Annotated in this window: 14 protein-coding genes and 3 pseudogenes; 8 read left to right on the forward strand and 9 right to left on the reverse strand. The window is 72.3% G+C overall.

Annotated features, from left to right (window positions below):
• Window positions 1-61: 61 nt before the first annotated feature.
• Complete coding sequence (locus ACH47Z_RS21320) at window positions 62-1,048, forward strand: Lrp/AsnC family transcriptional regulator (RefSeq protein ID WP_399075829.1); 987 nt, start codon at window positions 62-64, stop codon at window positions 1,046-1,048.
• A gap of 388 nt (window positions 1,049-1,436) precedes the next feature.
• Here the strand turns inward: ACH47Z_RS21320 and ACH47Z_RS21325 are convergent, their stop codons facing one another.
• Complete coding sequence (locus ACH47Z_RS21325; protein ID WP_399075831.1) at window positions 1,437-2,306, reverse strand: LysR substrate-binding domain-containing protein; 870 nt, start codon at window positions 2,304-2,306, stop codon at window positions 1,437-1,439.
• Between the two features lie 179 nt (window positions 2,307-2,485).
• On the opposite strand from ACH47Z_RS21325, the gene ACH47Z_RS21330 reads away from it, so the two are divergent.
• The gene (locus ACH47Z_RS21330; RefSeq protein WP_399075904.1) at window positions 2,486-3,502 is read left to right on the forward strand and encodes a bile acid:sodium symporter family protein; all 1,017 of its coding nucleotides are present in this window, start codon (window positions 2,486-2,488) and stop codon (window positions 3,500-3,502) included.
• Here ACH47Z_RS21330 and ACH47Z_RS21335 read toward each other — a convergent pair.
• Together ACH47Z_RS21335 and ACH47Z_RS21340 are read right to left on the reverse strand one after the other, a co-directional pair.
• Window positions 3,452-5,329 (reverse strand): exo-alpha-sialidase, encoded by a 1,878-nt coding sequence (locus ACH47Z_RS21335; RefSeq protein WP_399075833.1) that lies wholly within the window; start codon window positions 5,327-5,329, stop codon window positions 3,452-3,454. The two genes, ACH47Z_RS21330 and ACH47Z_RS21335, sit on opposite strands and share 51 nt — an antisense overlap.
• A 133-nt stretch (window positions 5,330-5,462) precedes the next feature.
• Complete coding sequence (locus ACH47Z_RS21340; protein WP_399075835.1) at window positions 5,463-6,380, reverse strand: zinc-binding alcohol dehydrogenase family protein; 918 nt, start codon at window positions 6,378-6,380, stop codon at window positions 5,463-5,465.
• A 125-nt stretch (window positions 6,381-6,505) separates the two neighbouring features.
• Here ACH47Z_RS21340 and ACH47Z_RS21345 point away from each other — a divergent pair, with 125 nt between their 5' ends.
• Both ACH47Z_RS21345 and ACH47Z_RS21350 read left to right on the forward strand, forming a co-directional pair.
• Window positions 6,506-6,943: a MarR family winged helix-turn-helix transcriptional regulator gene (locus tag ACH47Z_RS21345; protein WP_399075837.1), complete on the forward strand. Its 438-nt coding sequence runs from the start codon at window positions 6,506-6,508 to the stop codon at window positions 6,941-6,943.
• A 19-nt stretch (window positions 6,944-6,962) separates the two neighbouring features.
• The gene (locus ACH47Z_RS21350; protein WP_399075839.1) at window positions 6,963-7,490 is read left to right on the forward strand and encodes an isochorismatase family protein; all 528 of its coding nucleotides are present in this window, start codon (window positions 6,963-6,965) and stop codon (window positions 7,488-7,490) included.
• Between the two features lie 4 nt (window positions 7,491-7,494).
• On the opposite strand, the gene ACH47Z_RS21355 is transcribed toward ACH47Z_RS21350, so the two are convergent.
• Window positions 7,495-8,214 (reverse strand): SDR family oxidoreductase, encoded by a 720-nt coding sequence (locus ACH47Z_RS21355; RefSeq protein WP_399075841.1) that lies wholly within the window; start codon window positions 8,212-8,214, stop codon window positions 7,495-7,497.
• Window positions 8,215-8,334: 120 nt separating this feature from the next.
• On the opposite strand from ACH47Z_RS21355, the gene ACH47Z_RS21360 reads away from it, so the two are divergent.
• Window positions 8,335-9,162 (forward strand): LysR family transcriptional regulator, encoded by an 828-nt coding sequence (locus ACH47Z_RS21360; protein ID WP_399075843.1) that lies wholly within the window; start codon window positions 8,335-8,337, stop codon window positions 9,160-9,162.
• Between the two features lie 74 nt (window positions 9,163-9,236).
• On the opposite strand, the gene fdhD is transcribed toward ACH47Z_RS21360, so the two are convergent.
• The 5 genes and pseudogenes from fdhD to ACH47Z_RS21385 all read right to left on the reverse strand — a co-directional run.
• Window positions 9,237-10,085 (reverse strand): formate dehydrogenase accessory sulfurtransferase FdhD, encoded by an 849-nt coding sequence (gene fdhD / locus ACH47Z_RS21365; RefSeq protein ID WP_399075845.1) that lies wholly within the window; start codon window positions 10,083-10,085, stop codon window positions 9,237-9,239.
• 7 nt (window positions 10,086-10,092) lie between these two features.
• Entirely contained in the window at window positions 10,093-10,953 is an 861-nt protein-coding gene (locus ACH47Z_RS21370; protein WP_399075906.1) for a 2Fe-2S iron-sulfur cluster-binding protein, read from the reverse strand.
• Window positions 10,954-10,966: 13 nt separating this feature from the next.
• Window positions 10,967-12,755, reverse strand: a pseudogene (locus ACH47Z_RS21375) (NAD(P)H-dependent oxidoreductase subunit E); the annotation flags it as partial.
• Window positions 12,756-12,759: 4 nt separating this feature from the next.
• Window positions 12,760-13,221: pseudogene (locus ACH47Z_RS21380) on the reverse strand (molybdopterin dinucleotide binding domain-containing protein); the annotation flags it as partial.
• A gap of 5 nt (window positions 13,222-13,226) precedes the next feature.
• Window positions 13,227-13,427, reverse strand: a pseudogene (locus tag ACH47Z_RS21385) (ketopantoate reductase family protein); the annotation flags it as partial.
• A 229-nt stretch (window positions 13,428-13,656) separates the two neighbouring features.
• Between ACH47Z_RS21385 and ACH47Z_RS21390 the strand changes: the two are divergent.
• The 3 genes from ACH47Z_RS21390 to ACH47Z_RS21400 all read left to right on the forward strand — a co-directional run bounded on the left by ACH47Z_RS21390 (window position 13,657) and on the right by ACH47Z_RS21400 (window position 16,188).
• On the forward strand, window positions 13,657-14,991 hold the full coding sequence (locus tag ACH47Z_RS21390) for an OFA family MFS transporter (RefSeq protein ID WP_399075847.1): 1,335 nt from the start codon (window positions 13,657-13,659) through the stop codon (window positions 14,989-14,991).
• The gene (locus tag ACH47Z_RS21395; RefSeq protein ID WP_399075849.1) at window positions 14,966-15,094 is read left to right on the forward strand and encodes a hypothetical protein; all 129 of its coding nucleotides are present in this window, start codon (window positions 14,966-14,968) and stop codon (window positions 15,092-15,094) included. The genes ACH47Z_RS21390 and ACH47Z_RS21395 overlap by 26 nt, the downstream gene beginning before the upstream one ends.
• Window positions 15,095-15,240: 146 nt before the next feature.
• Window positions 15,241-16,188: a beta-ketoacyl-ACP synthase III gene (locus tag ACH47Z_RS21400; protein ID WP_399075851.1), complete on the forward strand. Its 948-nt coding sequence runs from the start codon at window positions 15,241-15,243 to the stop codon at window positions 16,186-16,188.
• Window positions 16,189-16,292: the final 104 nt, after the last annotated feature.

Genomic DNA, 16,292 nt, shown 5'->3' on the forward strand with positions numbered 1-16,292 from the left:
GGGTCAGGGCTGATCAGACCGCTCAGCACCGCCTACGTGACGGAATCCGACGGGGGACCACATGCCCGAGATGCAATCCGACATCCTCGATGACCTTGACCTGCGCCTGCTGTCGGCGCTGGATGTGGACGGCCGGGCCTCCTTCAGCCGGATCGGCGCGGTGCTCGGCGTCTCCGACCAGACCGTCGCCCGTCGCTACCGCAGGCTCACCGCGACCGCCGGCGTGCGGGTCGTCGCCCTCAGGGACGCCTTCCGGCTCGGCCAGGACCAGTGGATGCTGCGGGTGCGCTGCGCCCCCGACAGCGCCCCGGCCATCGCCGAGGCACTCGCCAAGCGGCCCGACACCTCCTGGGTCGGCCTCGCCTCGGGCGGCACCGAGGTGATCTGCCTGACCCGGCCGCGCCGTCCCGGCGACCACGACGACCTGCTCCTCGGCAGACTGCCGCGCACCCCGAGCGTGGTCGAGATCCGGGCCCACCAGGTCCTGCACCGCTTCTACGGCGGTGTCGACGGCTGGATCCGCAAGTTCGGCGCCCTCACCGACGACGAGATCACCGCACTGTGCCCCGTCCCCGGCCCGGTCCCGGAGCCCGGCGAGGCCCGCCTCGAACCCGACGACGAGCCACTGCTGGCCGTACTGGAACGCGACGGCCGCGCCACCTACCCCGAACTCCAGCGCGCGACCGGCCGTTCGGAGTCCTCCGTCAAACGCCGGCTGGCCACGCTGCTCGCCTCCGGCGCGATCTATCTCGACATCGAGTCCCGGCCGGAGCTCCTCGGCTACCCCGTCGCCACCCTGCTGTGGATCACCACGGCCCCGGCCGCCCTGCACGCCGTCGGCCAGGCGCTCGCCGCCCACGGCCCCATCGCCCACGTCTCGGCGACCGCCGGCCCCTCCAACCTCATCGCCACCGCCCTCACCCGCAGCACCGCCGACCTGTACGCCTACCTCAGCGGCCCCCTCGGCCGACTGGAGGGCGTCCAGCACGTGGAGACCACGCCGTTCCTGCGCCGGGTGAAGGACCTGACGTATCCGGTGGCTCGCTGAACCGGGGAGGGTGACGGCCGTACTCGGCCGGTGGCGGGGAGCGGGCTTGCCCGAGCGCCGCGCGCGGGGCGTCGCCCGGTGGAGTGCCGGATGTGCCCGGAGGCGTGCGGTCGGGCGTGCCCGGTGGGTACTGAGGGGGCCTGTTTCGTGGCCTGCCGGCGGACGCGCCCGGCGAAGTACGGGTGGGGCATGACCGAGGGCGCCTCGCCGGACGTGCCTGGTGGGTGCCTCCGGGTGGTGCCCGGCGGTCCGCTGCCGGACGTCCCCGGCGGCGCACGGCCTCGTCGTACCACGTACCCCTCGCACCTGGCGGTGGCCGATACGACGTGCCGGGTCGCCCGACGACGGGACGGCACCTCGCCCGAGGCGCCCGCCGTGTGTGTCCGCCTCAGTGGGCGCGGCGGCGCAGTCGTTCCCCGCCCGCCAGGATCGCCGTCGCCAGTGCGTGTGCGGCCTCCTCCGCCGCGCCGTGGCGGCGGCCGTGGACGAGGACGAAGTCGACCTTGCCCAGGTAGGGCAGGCCGGAGCGGTCGGGGAGGCGGAGGAGGCCGGGCGGGATGAGGCGCCGGGAGTGGGCCATCACGCCGAGCCCGGCGCGGGCGGCCGCGATGAGGCCGTTGAGGCTGCCGCTGGTGCACACGATCCGCCACGGCCGGCCCTCGCGCTCCAGCGCCTCCAGCGCCCGGGCCCGGGTGATGCCGGGCGGGGGATACACGATCAGCGGGACGGGCCGGTCGGCGTCCAGGCGCAGCCGCTCGGCCCCGATCCACACCAGGTCGTCGCGCCAGACCAGCTCGCCCCGGGGGTCCTCGGGGCGGCGCTTGGCCAGCACGAGGTCCAGTTTTCCGGCGGCCAGCTGCTCGTGCAGGGTGCCGGACAGCTCCACCGTCAGCTCCAGGTCGACCTCGGGATGGTCGTGGCGGAAGCCCTCCAGGATCTCCGGGAGCCGGGTGAGCACGAAGTCCTCCGACGCGCCGAACCGCAGCCGGCCGCGCACCCGGGTGCCGGTGAAGAACGCCGTCGCCTGCTCGTGCACCTGAAGGATCCGCCGGGTGAAGCCCAGCATCGCCTCGCCGTCCTCGGTCAGCTCAACCGCATGGGTGTCCCGGGTGAACAGCTGCCGCCCGGTCGCGTCCTCCAGCCGGCGTACATGCTGGCTGACCGTGGACTGGCGCAGCCCGAGCCGGTGCGCGGCCTGTGTGAAGCTCAGGGTCTGGGCCACGGCGAGGAAGGTGCGCAGCTGTGTCGGGTCGTACACGGCACCAGCCTAGCTGGCCTATCGCGGATCATGATGACAGTCAGAGTGGTGTACGGGATTCCCGATCAGCCTGGCGCAGGGGACGATGGAGGGGGCTCCTGTGGGCCCGAAGGAAGAAAGAACCCCACGCACACCAGAGCAATCGGAGCACCGTGAGACGCCTGCACCGGCCGAGTTGGATGCCGATCGACCCGTACATCGTCCTGCTGCTCGGGACCGTGGGGCTGGCCGCGCTGCTGCCGGCCCGGGGAACCGCCGCCGACGTGGCCTCGGGCGCGTCGACCGCTGCGATCGCCTTCCTCTTCTTCCTCTACGGCGCCCGCCTGTCCACCCGGGAGGCGCTGGACGGGCTGCGGCACTGGCGGCTCCATGTCACCGTGCTGGTCTGCACGTTCGTGCTCTTCCCGGTCTTCGGACTGGCCGCGCGGGCGCTGGTGCCGACACTGCTGACGCACCCGCTCTACCAGGGCCTGCTGTTCCTGACGCTGGTGCCGTCCACGATCCAGTCGTCCATCGCGTTCACCTCGATCGCCCGCGGCAACGTGCCCGCGGCGATCTGCGCGGGCTCCTTCTCCTCCCTGGCCGGCATACTGCTCACCCCGCTGCTCGCGGCGGCGCTCCTCGGCAACAGCGGCGGCGGGTTCTCCGCCGACTCGCTGGTGAAGATCGTGCTCCAGCTGCTGGTGCCGTTCCTCGCCGGACAACTGCTGCGCCGCTGGATCGGGGGTTTCATCACGCGGCACAAGAAGATCCTCGGCCTGGTCGACCGCGGCTCCATCCTGCTGGTCGTCTACACCGCCTTCAGCGAGGGCATGACCCAGGGCATCTGGCACCAGGTGAGCCCCGCGCGGCTCGGCGGCCTGCTCGTCGTCGAGGCCGTGCTGCTGGCGCTGATGCTGCTGCTGACCTGGTACGGAGGCAAGGCACTCGGCTTCGGCCGGGCGGACCGGATCGCCATCCAGTTCGCCGGGTCGAAGAAGTCCCTCGCCTCCGGACTGCCCATGGCCAGTGTGCTGTTCGGCGCCCACGCCTCGCTCGCCGTGCTGCCGCTGATGCTCTTCCACCAGATGCAGCTGATGGTGTGCGCGGTCATCGCCAGGCGCCGCGCCTGCGATCCGGAGGAGGTCCCGGACGCGCCCGGGGTGTCAGCGGCTCACGTGGTCCAGGGGCAGCCACAGGACCGTGTCCTTCACTGACCGCAACGCCTTCGGGTCCGACAGTTCCTGGTCGGTCAGCGCTCGGTCCCATACGTGCACCTCGTCGATGGCGCCGGTGAAGAAGGCCCGGCTGTCCATGCGCTGACCGATGTGCACGCCGAAGGGGGAGGTGCGGCTGACGGAACCCGGTATGTCGGCTACGGACGACTGCATACCGTCGACCGACAGCATCAGCCGGCCACCGCCCCGCCGGAGCACGATGTGGTGCCACTGGCCCTCGTTGTATGCAGCATTCGTGCGAACGTATGCAGTCTGCGGAGCGTTCGCGCCGTCCCGCACGGTGATCAGGCCCTGGATCCGGTTGTCCGCCGGCTCCCCGCGCAGCCACACCTGCGGCTGCGTGGTGCCGGTCCCGCCCATCCACAGCAGCGGCTGCTCGCCACCGGTGGCCGTGTACCGGAACCACAGCGACGCCGTGAAGTCCTTCGTGCCGAGCGGCAGCCGACTGCTGTACGCCAGGCGTACGGCGTCGTCGGTGCCGTCGAACCGCAGCGCACCGCCGAACACCCCCTCCGTCTCCCGTGCGCCGCCGAGCACCGCGGCCGGGCGGGCGTGCGGGGCGAGGTCGGCGGTCACCGGGTCGAGGCCGCGGCGCGGGGCGAGCCAGTCCCCGGTGAAGCGGGCGAAGCGGATCTCGTCGCGCGCGTCCACCGGGCCGCCCTCGTAGACCAGGCCCACCGTGTCCCCGGCGACGCGGACCAGGTCGGAGTAGCCGGACCGGTCCGTGGTGACGACCGTGCCGCGGTCCACGCCGTCCCAGGTGCGGCCGCCGTCGTAGGAGGAGCGGATCATCATCGTGCGGCGCCGGTCGGGGTCGGCGGGGCAGGCGAGCAGCAGCCGGTCGCCGAGCCGCAGCAGCGAACCCTGCACCATCGGGGTGTACAGGTCGGGCAGCTCGTGGAAGGGCGCGGTGAAGCTCGAGCCACCGTCGCGGCTGACCGCCTGGGTGCGGTGGCCGAGGTCGGTGCCGTGCTGCTCCCGGGCGCTGACGAGGAGGGAGCCGTCCTGGCGCTCGGCGAGGGCGAGTTCGGACGGCTTCTGCCGGAAGGTGCCGTCCTCGGCGACGGGCCAGGTGTCCTGGGCGCCGATCCGCCAGTGCCCGCCGTGGTCGTCGCTGACGATCAGCGCCGCGTGGTTGGCGGTGATCCGGGTGCCGTCCCAGGACTCGGCGTTGACCCCGAAGACTAGCCGGCCCGCGTACCGGCCGTGGGTGAGCTGGATCCCGTGCGCCGGCCCGGTCGCGTACCAGGAGTTCCAGGCGGACGGCCGGATCTCCGGGCTCAGATCGCGCGGTGCGGACCAGGTCAGGCCGTTGTCGTCGCTGTACCGAAGGTGCGGGGTGCGGTCGCACGGCACCGGGCAACTGGCGCTGTCCGTACGGCCCGTGTTGTACGTCTCCGCGAGCCAGACGCGGCCGGTGTCGCGGTCCACGATCGGCGCCGGGTTGCCGTGGGTGTCGCCGCCTCCCTCGTCGACCACCTGGAGCGGGCCCCAGGTGCGGCCGCCATCGGTGGAGCGCTTGAGCACGATGTCGATGTCGGCGGCGTCCCCGCAGTTGAGGACTCGGCCCTCGGTGAACGCCAGCAGTGTGCCGTCGGCCGCCCTGACGATCGCCGGTATCCGGAAGCAGGCGTAGCCGGGATCCCGGGACGCCTTGAACAGGACCTGCTGCTCGAACTCGGGTGTCTTTTCCACGGGTCGGGCATGCGCCGGGTGGGGTGCGGCGAGTGGCACCAGGAGCAGTGCCGCCGTCGTGCACATGAGGGCGAGTACGGATCTGAGACGGGCGCGAAGACCTGACGGCACGGCGTGACCTGCCCTTCGGCGGCCGGACATCGGGACATCCGGACATCCGACGTCCAACCTGCGTACCCACGACGGTAGTTGGGCCCCCGGCGCCCCACAAGAAGCATGCGGTACAAGGAGTGCCCCGATGCCCCTACGGCCGCAGGACGACCTTGCCGAGGTTGGCCCGCCTCTCGATCGCCTCGTGCGCCTTCGCCGCGTCCGCCAGCTCGAACTCGGCGTGCACGGCGGGCTTCAGGGCGCCCTCGGCGAACAGCCGCCACAGCTCCTGGCGCCACTGCTCGTACAGCTCCGGCCGGCCGCGGGCGATCAGGGCCATCTGGAAGCCGATCACCGACTTGGCGCCCACCAGCAGGTCGTAGGCCCGGATCGTGCCACCGCCCGAGCTGTAGGCGACCAGGCGGCCGTACGGGGCGAGGGCGGCGAGGGCCGGGGTGAGCAGGTCACCACCGACCGCCTCCAGCACACAGTCGACCGGATCTCCCCAACTGCCGTCGGAATAGCGGACACAGTCGTCCGCGCCCAGCCCGCGCACGAACTCCGCCTTCGCCGGGTCGGACACGGCCCCCACCACCCGTCCGGCCCCCCGGACCCGCGCCAGCTGTACGGCGAGATGCCCGACGCCGCTCGCCGCCGCCGTGACGAGGACCGCCTCACCCGGCACCGGCCGCGCCGCCTCCAGCGCCCCGTACGCCACCAGGCCGCTGCGCACCAGCGCGACCGCGTCCACGGCGTCGGCGCCGTCCGGGATCGGCGAGGCCATGGCCTCGTGCAGGACGGCGAAGTCGGCGTACCCATGGCCGAAGCACAGCCCGGTCACCCTCGCGCCCGGCCGGAACCGCGTCACGCCCTCGCCGACCGCCACCACCTCACCGGCGATCTCGCCGCCCAGTGCGATCGGCTCGGCGGCCTCGGTGACCTTGCGGACCACGGGCAGCGTGACGCCGGCCGCCTCGCAGCGCACCAGCAGCTCGCCGGGGCCGGGCTCGGGGACGGGGGCCTCCTCCAGGAACAGCGGGCCGCCGGCGGATTCGTATCGGACGCGACGCATCAGCACCTCCAGGGCCGGACGGACCCGGCACCTCGATCATGGGGGACACCCATGAATTCGTTGGGAGCCCCAACGGTAGCCGAGGTTCATTGGGAAGTCCAACGATTCTCGGATAGGCTGCCGTCATGGCCGAAGCACCCCTGCCCGCGATCCGCTCCCTGCCCAGCTGGCTCCTCGGCCGGGCCGCCGCCCGGGGCCGGGCCCTGGTCGCCGACGCCCTCGCGGCCGAAGGCCTGAAGATGTGGCACCACGTGGTCCTCTCCGCCGTCCGTGACCTCGCCCCCGTCGCCCAGGCCGACCTCGGCCGCAGCGTCGGCCTCGACCCCAAGGACCTGGTCGGCGTCCTCAACGACCTGCAGTCCGCCGGTCACGTCGTACGCGCCCCCGACCCCCGGGACCGGCGCAAGAACGCCGTGTCCCTCACCGATGAGGGCGCCCGTCTCCTCCTGCGGTGCGAGAAGGCGGCCCGCGCGGCCAACGACGAGCTGCTCGCCCCGCTGTCGGCCGCCGAACGCGATCAGTTCATGGGCCTGTTGATCCGGATTTCCGGCACGGACGGCTGACGGCGGCTAACGTTCCGTCATGACCGCAGCTCCCGTGCTCGATCCGCAGCGCACCGCCCTCGTCCTGATCGATCTGATGGACCGCATCGTCGCGCTGCCCCTGGAACCCCGCAAAGGCACCGAAGTGCTCGCCACCGCCGAGGAGTTGGCGGCGACCTTCCGCGCCGCCGGAGCAACCGTCGTGCTCGTCCGGGTCGAACGCCCCTCGGTGGCCGAACAGCCGCCCGGCAGCGCCCTGGTGGCCGGGCTGCGCCGGGACGGCGACCTGGAGGTGGTCAAGCGGACCATCGGCGCCTTCCAGGGCACCGGCCTGCACGAGCTGCTGCGCCAACGCGGCGTCACCACACTGGTGTTCGGCGGTATCGCCACCAACCTCGGCGTCGAGTCCACCGCCCGCGCCGCCGCCGACCTCGGCTACGACCTCGTCTTCGCCGAGGACGCCATGGCCGCCCTCACCGCCGCCGAGCACGAGGCGTCCGTCCGGCTCGACTTCCCCCGCCTCGGCACGGTGGTGGCCGCGGCCGGCGTACGCCTTGCCGCCGAGTGACGGCTCAGACCAGCGTGCCGCCGCCGTCCACGACCACCACCGACCCGGTGCCGTAACCCCCACGCATCAGATACAGGTACGCCTCCGCCACATCCGCCGGCTCGCCGACCCGCCCCACCGGCAGCGACTCGGCGGACGACCGGAACAGCCCCTCCCGGACCTCCTCCGGCAGGTCCCGCCACAGCTCGGTCCGCACCAGGCCCGGCGAGACCACATTGACCCGCACCGGCGCCAGCTCCACGGCCAGGGCCCGGGTCAGCGACTCCATCGCCCCGCACAGCGCCGACGCCGCGCTCGAACCGGGCACCGGCCGGCGCCCCGCCGTCCCTGTCGTCAGCACCACCGAACCGCCCGGGCGGATCGAGGCGACGCCGTGCTTCACCGCCGTGTACGCCCCCCACAGCCGCGTGTCCAGAAACCGCCGGGCCCGGTCGACGCTCGCCTCGGCCACGCTCTCCAGCAGCAGCGGCTCACCGGCCGTGTACACCAGGTGATCGAAGGCGCCGGTCCGCTCGAAGAAGCCGCGCACCGCGTCCTCGTCCGTCGCGTCCAGCACCTGTCCCTCGGCGCTCTCGGGCAGCCGCTTCAGCGCCGCGTCCACACTCTCCTGCCGCCGCGAGGCGACCACCACCGTGGCGCCCTCCCGTGCCGCGCCCTCGGCCACCGCGAGCCCGATGCCCGACGTACCCCCGATCACGACGATCCGCTGTCCCTGCAGGCCCATGCCGTTTCCCCTTCGTCGTTGCTTGACGGGATCCAGCCTGCGACCGCCTCCGGCCTGCCGTCCAAGACCTCTTTCAGCGGTGGCGATACCCTGAAGGCATCGCCGAGGAAAGGGGCGGCCATGGACCTCGACCTGCGGAAGGTCCGCTACTTCGTGGCGGTCGCCGAACTGCTGCACTTCGGCCGCGCCGCCGAGCGGCTGCACATCGCACAACCCGTGCTGAGCCGTCAGATCCGCGCCCTGGAAAAGGACTTGGGAGCCGAGCTGTTCGTACGCGACAGCCACAGTGTGACGTTGACCGACGCCGGGCAGCAACTCCTTGACGAAGCACGGGAGTTGCTCGCCTCCGCCGAGGGCGCCCGGCGCCGTGTCCTGCGGACCGCACGCGGGCCCCGGCGGCTCGTCGTCGGCTTCCGCGCGGGGATCGCGGTCACGGACGCCCTGCGCGCCTTCCGTGCCGAGCACCCGGACGTCGAGACCACCGCCCGCCGGCTCGAATGGGACGACCAGGAACAGCTCCTGCTCGACGGCACCCTCGACATCGCCTACGTACGCGCCCCGCTCCGCGAGGAGGGCCTGGAGCTGCGGCCCCTGTACACCGAGTCCCGCGTGGTGATGCTCCAGGCCGGACACCGGCTCGCGGGCAAGCCGGACCTGTCCCTGGCCGACCTCGACGACGAGACCTGGCTCCGCTACGCCCTTCCCGGGCCCGGTGACCTGCCCGTGCGGACCGTCGAGGAGAAGTTCGAGTGCGTGGCCGCCGGCACCGGCATCACCCTCGTCCCGCACTCGGTCGCCGAGCAGTACTCCCGCCCGGACATCAGCTACGTACCGGTCACCGACGCCGAGCCCGACCAGGTGCTGCTGGCCTGGGCCGCCGGCCGGCGCTCACCACTCGTCGCGGCGTTCACCGACATCGCCGAAGCCGCGGCAGCGGTACGCGGCTGAGGCGGGGCCCCCGCGGCGCAGGGGGCGCTCCCCGCCGGCCGGGGCCCCGCCGCCGTGCCGCGGGGAACCGCACCTCAGCCCTGGGCGGCCGCCTCCCGCAGGGCTACGCGGTCCTCGCCCGCGTACACGTTCATCGAGGTGCCCCGCAGGAAACCCACCAGGGTCAGCCCCGTCTCGGCGGCCAGGTCCACCGCCAGCGACGACGGCGCCGACACCGCCGCCAGCACCGGGATGCCCGCCATCACCGCCTTCTGCGCCAGCTCGAACGAGGCCCGCCCGGAGACCAGCAGGATCGCGCGCGTGAGCGGCAGCTCGCCGTTCTGCAGGGCCCGCCCGACCAGCTTGTCCACCGCGTTGTGCCGGCCCACGTCCTCCCGTATGTCCAGCAGCTCGCCGTCCTCGGTGAACAGCGCCGCCGCGTGCAGGCCCCCGGTCCGGTCGAACACCCGCTGGGCCGCCCGCAGCCGGTCGGGGAGGCTCGCCAGCAGCTCGGGGGTGACCCGGACCGGGGGAGTGTCGGCGATCGGGAAGCGCGCGGTCGTCCGTACGGCGTCCAGGCTGGCCTTTCCGCACAGGCCGCACGAGGAGGACGTGTAGACGTTCCGCTCCAGCGTGAAGTCGGGCAGCGTGACATCCGGCGCGGTCTTCACGTCCACCACGTTGTAGGTGTTGGACCCGTCTGCGGTCGCCCCCGCGCAGTAGACGATGTTCTGCAGATCGTGTGCGGTGGCCAGTACGCCCTCGCTCACCAGGAACCCCGCCGCCAGCGCGAAGTCGTCGCCCGGGGTGCGCATGGTGATCGCGAGGGGTTTGCCGTTGAGGCGGATCTCCAGGGGCTCCTCGGCGACGAGTGTGTCCGGCCGGGTGGAGACCGCCCCCGCCCGGATGCGGAGGACCTTGCGTCGTTCCGTGACTCGTCCCATGTCCTGATCAGCCCCGGTTCTGTACGTGCTGGTAGCCGAAACGGCCCTTGATGCAGAGATTGCCGTGGGTCACCGGATTGTCGTGCGGCGAGGTGACCTTCACGATCTCATTGTCCTGCACATGGAGCGTGAGGGTGCAGCCCACTCCGCAGTACGCGCACACCGTGGACGTCTCCGTCTGCCGCGACTCGTCCCAGGTGCCTTCCGCGCGCATGTCGAACTCCGTCTTCGGCGACAGCGCCCCGGTCGGGCACACCTCGACGCAGTTTCCGCAGTACACGCACGCCGAGTCGGTCAGCGGGGCGTCGTGCTCGACGGCGATCCGCGCGTCGAAACCGCGCCCGGCGACCGCGATCGCGAAGCTGTTCTGCCACTGCTCGCCGCAGGCGTCGACGCACTTGTAGCACAGGATGCACTTGTCGTAGTCCCGCACGTACAGCTCGTTGTCGATCCTCGGTTCCTCGTCCATCCGGGCCGCGCCGGCGCCGAAACGGTCCGGCTTCGCCTCGTACTCCTTGATCCACTCGGCCGCCTTCGGCGTCGTCGACAGGTCGACCGAGGAGGCGAGCAGCTCCAGGACGATCTTGCGGCTGTGGCGGGCGCGCTCGGTGCCGGTCCGCACCTCCATCCCGGCCTCGGCCCCGCGTGAACAGGCCGGCACCAGCGTCCGCGAGCCCTCCACCTCCACCACGCACACCCGGCAGGCGTGCCACGGCCGCAGCGTGTCGCCCTGGCACAGGGTCGGGATGTCCTTCCCGGCCGCCCGGCAGGCGTCGAGGACGGTCGAGCCCTCCGGCGCCCGGACCGGTTCGCCGTCGACGGTGAACTCCAGCAGCCGGCGCGGGATCCCGAGCGGTGTGACGGTCATGCGTACGCCCCCAGACGGTCGATTCCACGGCGTTCCACGCGGTCTGCCCCAGACCGCAGATCGAGGCGTCCCGCATCGCCCGGCCGACCTCCCGCAGCAGCGCGATGTCGTCGGCCGCGGCCGCCCCGGTGCGCTCGGCGATCCGGCGCAGCGCCTCCTCCTGCCGGACGGTCCCGACCCGGCACGCACTGCCCGCAGGACTCCTCCCGGAAGAACTCGGCGATCCGCAGCAGCAGCCGGGGCAGCGGCACGGTGTCGTCGAAGGCCATCACCACCCCCGAGCCGAGCGTGGTGCCGGCCGCTCGGGTGCCCTCGAAGGTCAGCGGGATGTCCAGTTCGTCGGGCCGTACGAACCCGCCCGCGGCGCCGCCGAGCAGCACCGCCCGCAGCCCGTCCCGCACCCCGGCGAGCCCCAGCAGTTCGCCGAGTGTCGCCCCGAACGGCAGCTCGTACACACCTGGGCGGGCCACGCCGCCGGAGACGCAGAACAGCTTCGGCCCGGTGGAACGCTCCGTGCCGATCGCCGCGTACGCCTCGGCGCCCCGGGTGAGGATCGGCAGCACGTTGACCAGTGTCTCCACGTTGTTCTCGACCGTCGGTCTGCCGAACAACCCCTTCTCCACCGGGAACGGCGGCTTGGCGCGGGGTTCGCCCCGGTAGCCCTCGATCGAGTTGAACAGGGCGGTCTCCTCACCGCAGATGTACGCTCCCGCGCCCCGCCGGATCTCGATGTCGAAGGCGTGGCCCTGACCGAGGACGTCGTCCCCGAGGAAGCCACGCGCGCGTGCCTGCGCGATCGCGTGCTCCAGGTGGCGCAGGGCGCGCGGGTACTCGCCGCGCACGTACAGGTAGCCCCGGTGGGCGCCGGTCGCGTACGCCGCGATGGTCATCGCCTCGATCAGCGCGTACGGGTCGCCCTCCATGAGCACGCGGTCCTTGAAGGTGCCCGGCTCCGATTCGTCGGCGTTGCAGACGAGGTAGTGCGGGTGGTCGGGCTGGGACGCCGTGGCCTGCCATGTGCGTCCGGTGGGGAAGGCGGCGCCGCCGCGTCCGGCCAGGCCGGAGTCGGTGACCTCGCGGATCACTCCGGCCGGCCCCAGCTCGAAGGCGCGGCGCAGCGCCGTGTAGCCGCCGTGCGCCCGGTAGTCGTCCAGCGAGGCCGGGTCCACCACGCCGACCCGGCTCAGCAGCATCAGCGACGCGTCCCCCGCCTGCGGCACCGCCGCCACCGCGGGCGGTTCCTCGTCGGCCGCGTCCGGCGCGTTCGCCGTACGTACCGCGGACTCCACGGACGCCGGTGCCGTGACGGCCGTACGCACCTGCTCGCCCGCCCGGACGGCGAGCGCGGCCGGGGCGCGCTCGCACAGGCCCAGGCAGGGGCAGCGCTCGACGCTCACCCCGCTGCCGAGCCGTTCCTCGACGCCGGCGCACAGGGACTCCGACCCGGCGGCCGTACACGCCAGGTCGGTGCACACGTGCAGCACGGTCGCCGGGCGGGGCCGCACGGAGAACATGGCGTAGAACGTGGCCACCCCGTACGCCTCGGCCGGCGGCACGGTCAGCCTGCGGCACAGATAGCCCAGGCCGCCCTCGCTGATCCAGCCGACGCGGTCGCCCAGGGCGTGCAGTCCCGGCAGCAGCAGATCGCGCCGGTCGCGGGCCGCCCGCCCGCCGCGCGCCCACCTGAGGTCGGCATCCGTGCGGTCGGCGCCCTCCCAGGAGGACTCCGGCGGGCCCAACAGGGCGTCCACGGCGGCCCGTTCCTCGTCCGTCGGCTTGCTGTCGCCGAAGTGCAGATCCACCAGGTCACCTCACGATGGTCGCGACGGGCAGCTTCTCGATCCGGATCGCCGACGCCTTGAACTCCGCCGTCCCCGCGATCGGGCAATTGGCCTCGATCGTCAGCTGGTTGGTGTCCACCTCGTCGGGAAAGTGCATGGTCATGAAGGCCAGGCCGGGCCGGAGCGCGGTGTCGATCCACACAGGCGCCACCACCGAGCCGCGCCGCGAGGACACCCGTACCTCCTCGCCGACCACGACCCCGTACCGCTCGGCGTCCTCCGGGCACAGCTCGACGTACTCGCCCCAGCGCAGCGGCGAGGCGAAACCGCCGCTCTGCACGCCGGTGTTGTACGAGTCCAGGCGCCGCCCGGTGGTGAGCCGGACCGGGTACCGCTCGTCGGTCAGGTCCACCGGCGGGTCGTGCTGCACCAGCCCGAACGGCGCGGGCTCTCCCCGCCGTTCGGGGTCGGTCTCCCACAACCGGCCACCGCCGGACCGACCTCGGCCGGGTCGTCGGTGGCGTGGGGGTGCGCGGTGAAGTCCCCGCGCGGGCTGAGCACCCGTACTCCGTGCCGCCTCATGGCCGCCAGATGCGGTCCACGGGCGATGAGATGCACGTCGGCGCCGGCGCGGTGGAGCGCGGCACCGACATAGGCGCCGATGGCACCGGCGCCGAGGACTGCGACTTTCACGGGACACTCCGTTCGGTTTGAGGGATACCGCGGAGGTGAGGAGAAGGCCGACCTGGAACGACTGTCGGCCGAATCCTGTCGACGAAATATTGTCTACAGTATGGAACTCGGCAAGGGTTCGGGCGGTACGTGCACGGGCGACCGTTGGACGCATCCCGCATACCGTTCATCGCATACGGTCGACCGCACGCCTTCTCAACTCCCGCCCCCCGCCCTAACGTCCGCGAGCATGAGCAGCCCCCCTCTCGCGCCTCCGGGCTGGAGCCGCTGGCTCGTTCCGCCCGCCGCCCTCTCCGTCCATCTCTCCATCGGCCAGGCCTACGCCTGGAGCGTGTTCAAGCCGCCGCTCGAGTCCGCCCTGCACCTCGACGGCACCCAGAGCGCGCTGCCCTTCCAGCTGGCGATCGTTATGCTCGGGCTGTCGGCCGCGTTCGGCGGCACGCTCGTCGAGCGCAACGGGCCGCGCTGGGCGATGACCGTGGCCCTGGTCTGCTTCTCCTCCGGCTTCCTGATCTCCGCGCTCGGCGCGCAGACGAAGCAGTACTGGCTGATCGTCCTCGGCTACGGCTTCGTCGGCGGGATCGGCCTCGGCATCGGCTACATCTCGCCCGTGTCCACCCTGATCAAGTGGTTCCCGGACCGGCCCGGCATGGCCACCGGCATCGCCATCATGGGTTTCGGCGGCGGGGCGCTGATCGCCTCGCCCTGGTCGGCCCAGATGCTCGCGTCCTTCGGTAGTGACAACGATGGCATCGCCCTCGCCTTCCTGGTGCACGGGCTGTCGTACGCCGTCTTCATGAGTCTCGGCGTGCTCCTGGTTCGGGTGCCGCGCCCCGAGGACCGTGCGAGCACGGCGAGCGGACCGAGCGGTGTCGCGGGGGTGCAGGTATCCGCGGGCAGCGCGGTGCGCACCCCGCAGTTCTGGTGCCTGTGGATCGTGCTCTGCATGAACGTCACCGCCGGCATCGGCATCCTGGAGAAGGCCGCCCCGATGATCACGGACTTCTTCGCCGGCGGCTCCACCCCGGTGTCGGCGTCCGCGGCCGCCGGCTTCGTCGCCCTGCTGTCCGCGGCCAACATGGCGGGCCGCATCGGCTGGTCGTCCGCCTCCGACAGAATCGGCCGCAAGAACATCTACCGCGTGTACCTGGGCGTCGGCGCGCTGATGTACCTGGTCATCGCGCTGTTCGGCGACTCGTCCAAGCCGCTGTTCGTGCTGTGCGCGCTGGTGATCCTGTCCTTCTACGGCGGCGGCTTCGCGACCGTCCCCGCCTATCTGAAGGACCTGTTCGGCACCTACCAGGTCGGCGCGATCCACGGCCGGCTGCTCACCGCCTGGTCCACGGCCGGCGTGCTCGGGCCGCTGATCGTCAACTGGATCGCCGACCGGCAGAAGAGCGCCGGCAAACACGGTTCGTCGCTGTACACGCTGTCGTTCGGCATCATGATCGGCCTGCTCGTCGTCGGCTTCGTCGCCAACGAACTCGTCCGTCCCGTCCACACCCGCCACCACGTCCCCGCCCCGAGGGAGGCCGCGGATGCCCAGCGACAGCAGCCCGCCTAGCCGACGGGGCCTGATCGCCCTCGCCTGGCTGTGGGTGACGGCGCCCCTCGCCTACGGGGTCTACGAGCTCGTACAGAAGGCGACGCAGCTGTTCACGAAGTGAATCCGCGGCATCCTCGGCCGTCCGAAGGTCTGCGTGAAGCCGACAAGCCGTGCCCCCGATTCCTGTGGCTTCACCTGCCGCCGTACTCGCGAGTCACTGTTCACACTGGTGGATCCCGCTACCTACGGCACGAGGGGATCCCCGCCATGCACGGCTCGCGCATCGCCGCCATCGGTCACTACCAGCCCGCCAGAATCCTCACCAACGAGGATCTGGCAGGCATGGTCGACACGAGCGACGAGTGGATCCGCAGCCGGGTCGGCATCCGGACCCGGCACATCGCCGGGCCGGACGAGCCGGTCGACGAGCTGGCCGCGCACGCCGCCGCCAAGGCCCTGGCCGCCGCGGGGCTGACCCCCGCCGACATCGACCTGGTCCTCGTCGCCACCTCCACGGCGATCGACCGCTCCCCGAACACCGCCGCCCGGGTCGCGGCCCGGCTCGGGATTCCGGGGCCGGCCGCGATGGACGTGAACGTGGTGTGTGCCGGCTTCACCCACGCCCTCGCCACCGCCGACCACACGGTCCGGGCGGGCGCCGCGACCCGGGCGCTGGTCATCGGCGCCGACAAGATGTCCGAGATCACCGACTGGACCGACCGCTCCACCTGCGTCCTTGTGGGCGACGGGGCCGGGGCCGCCGTCGTGGAGGCGTGCGCGGAGGGGGAGGAGCCCGGGATCGGGCCGGTGCTGTGGGGGTCGGTGCCCGAGATGGGGCACGCGGTGCGGATCGAGGGCACGCCGCCGCGGTTCGCGCAGGAGGGGCAGAGCGTCTACCGCTGGGCCACCACCCAGCTGCCGGCCATCGCCCGCCAGGCCTGCGAGAAGGCCGCGGTGGCTCCCGAGGACCTCGCCGGCGTCGTCCTGCACCAGGCCAACCTGCGCATCATCGAACCCCTCGCCGAGAAGATCGGCGCCGTCAACGCCGTGGTCGCCCGCGATGTCACCGAATCCGGCAACACCTCGGCGGCCAGCATCCCGCTCGCCTTCTCCAAGCTGCTCGAGCAGGGGGCGCTGCGCGGCGGCGACCCGGTGCTGCTGTTCGGCTTCGGCGGCAATCTGTCGTACGCCGGGCAGGTCGTACGCTGCCCGTGAGGTGACGCGGTAGGCGCTAAAACAAGCCTGGATTTTGTGCACCGTAGACTGTAGACAAAAGACAATTCATACTGAGCGTCAGCGCCCACGCGCCAGACCTGCCC

It is taken from the genome of Streptomyces sp. NPDC020192 (assembly GCF_044388685.1).
Lineage (GTDB): Bacteria > Actinomycetota > Actinomycetes > Streptomycetales > Streptomycetaceae > Streptomyces.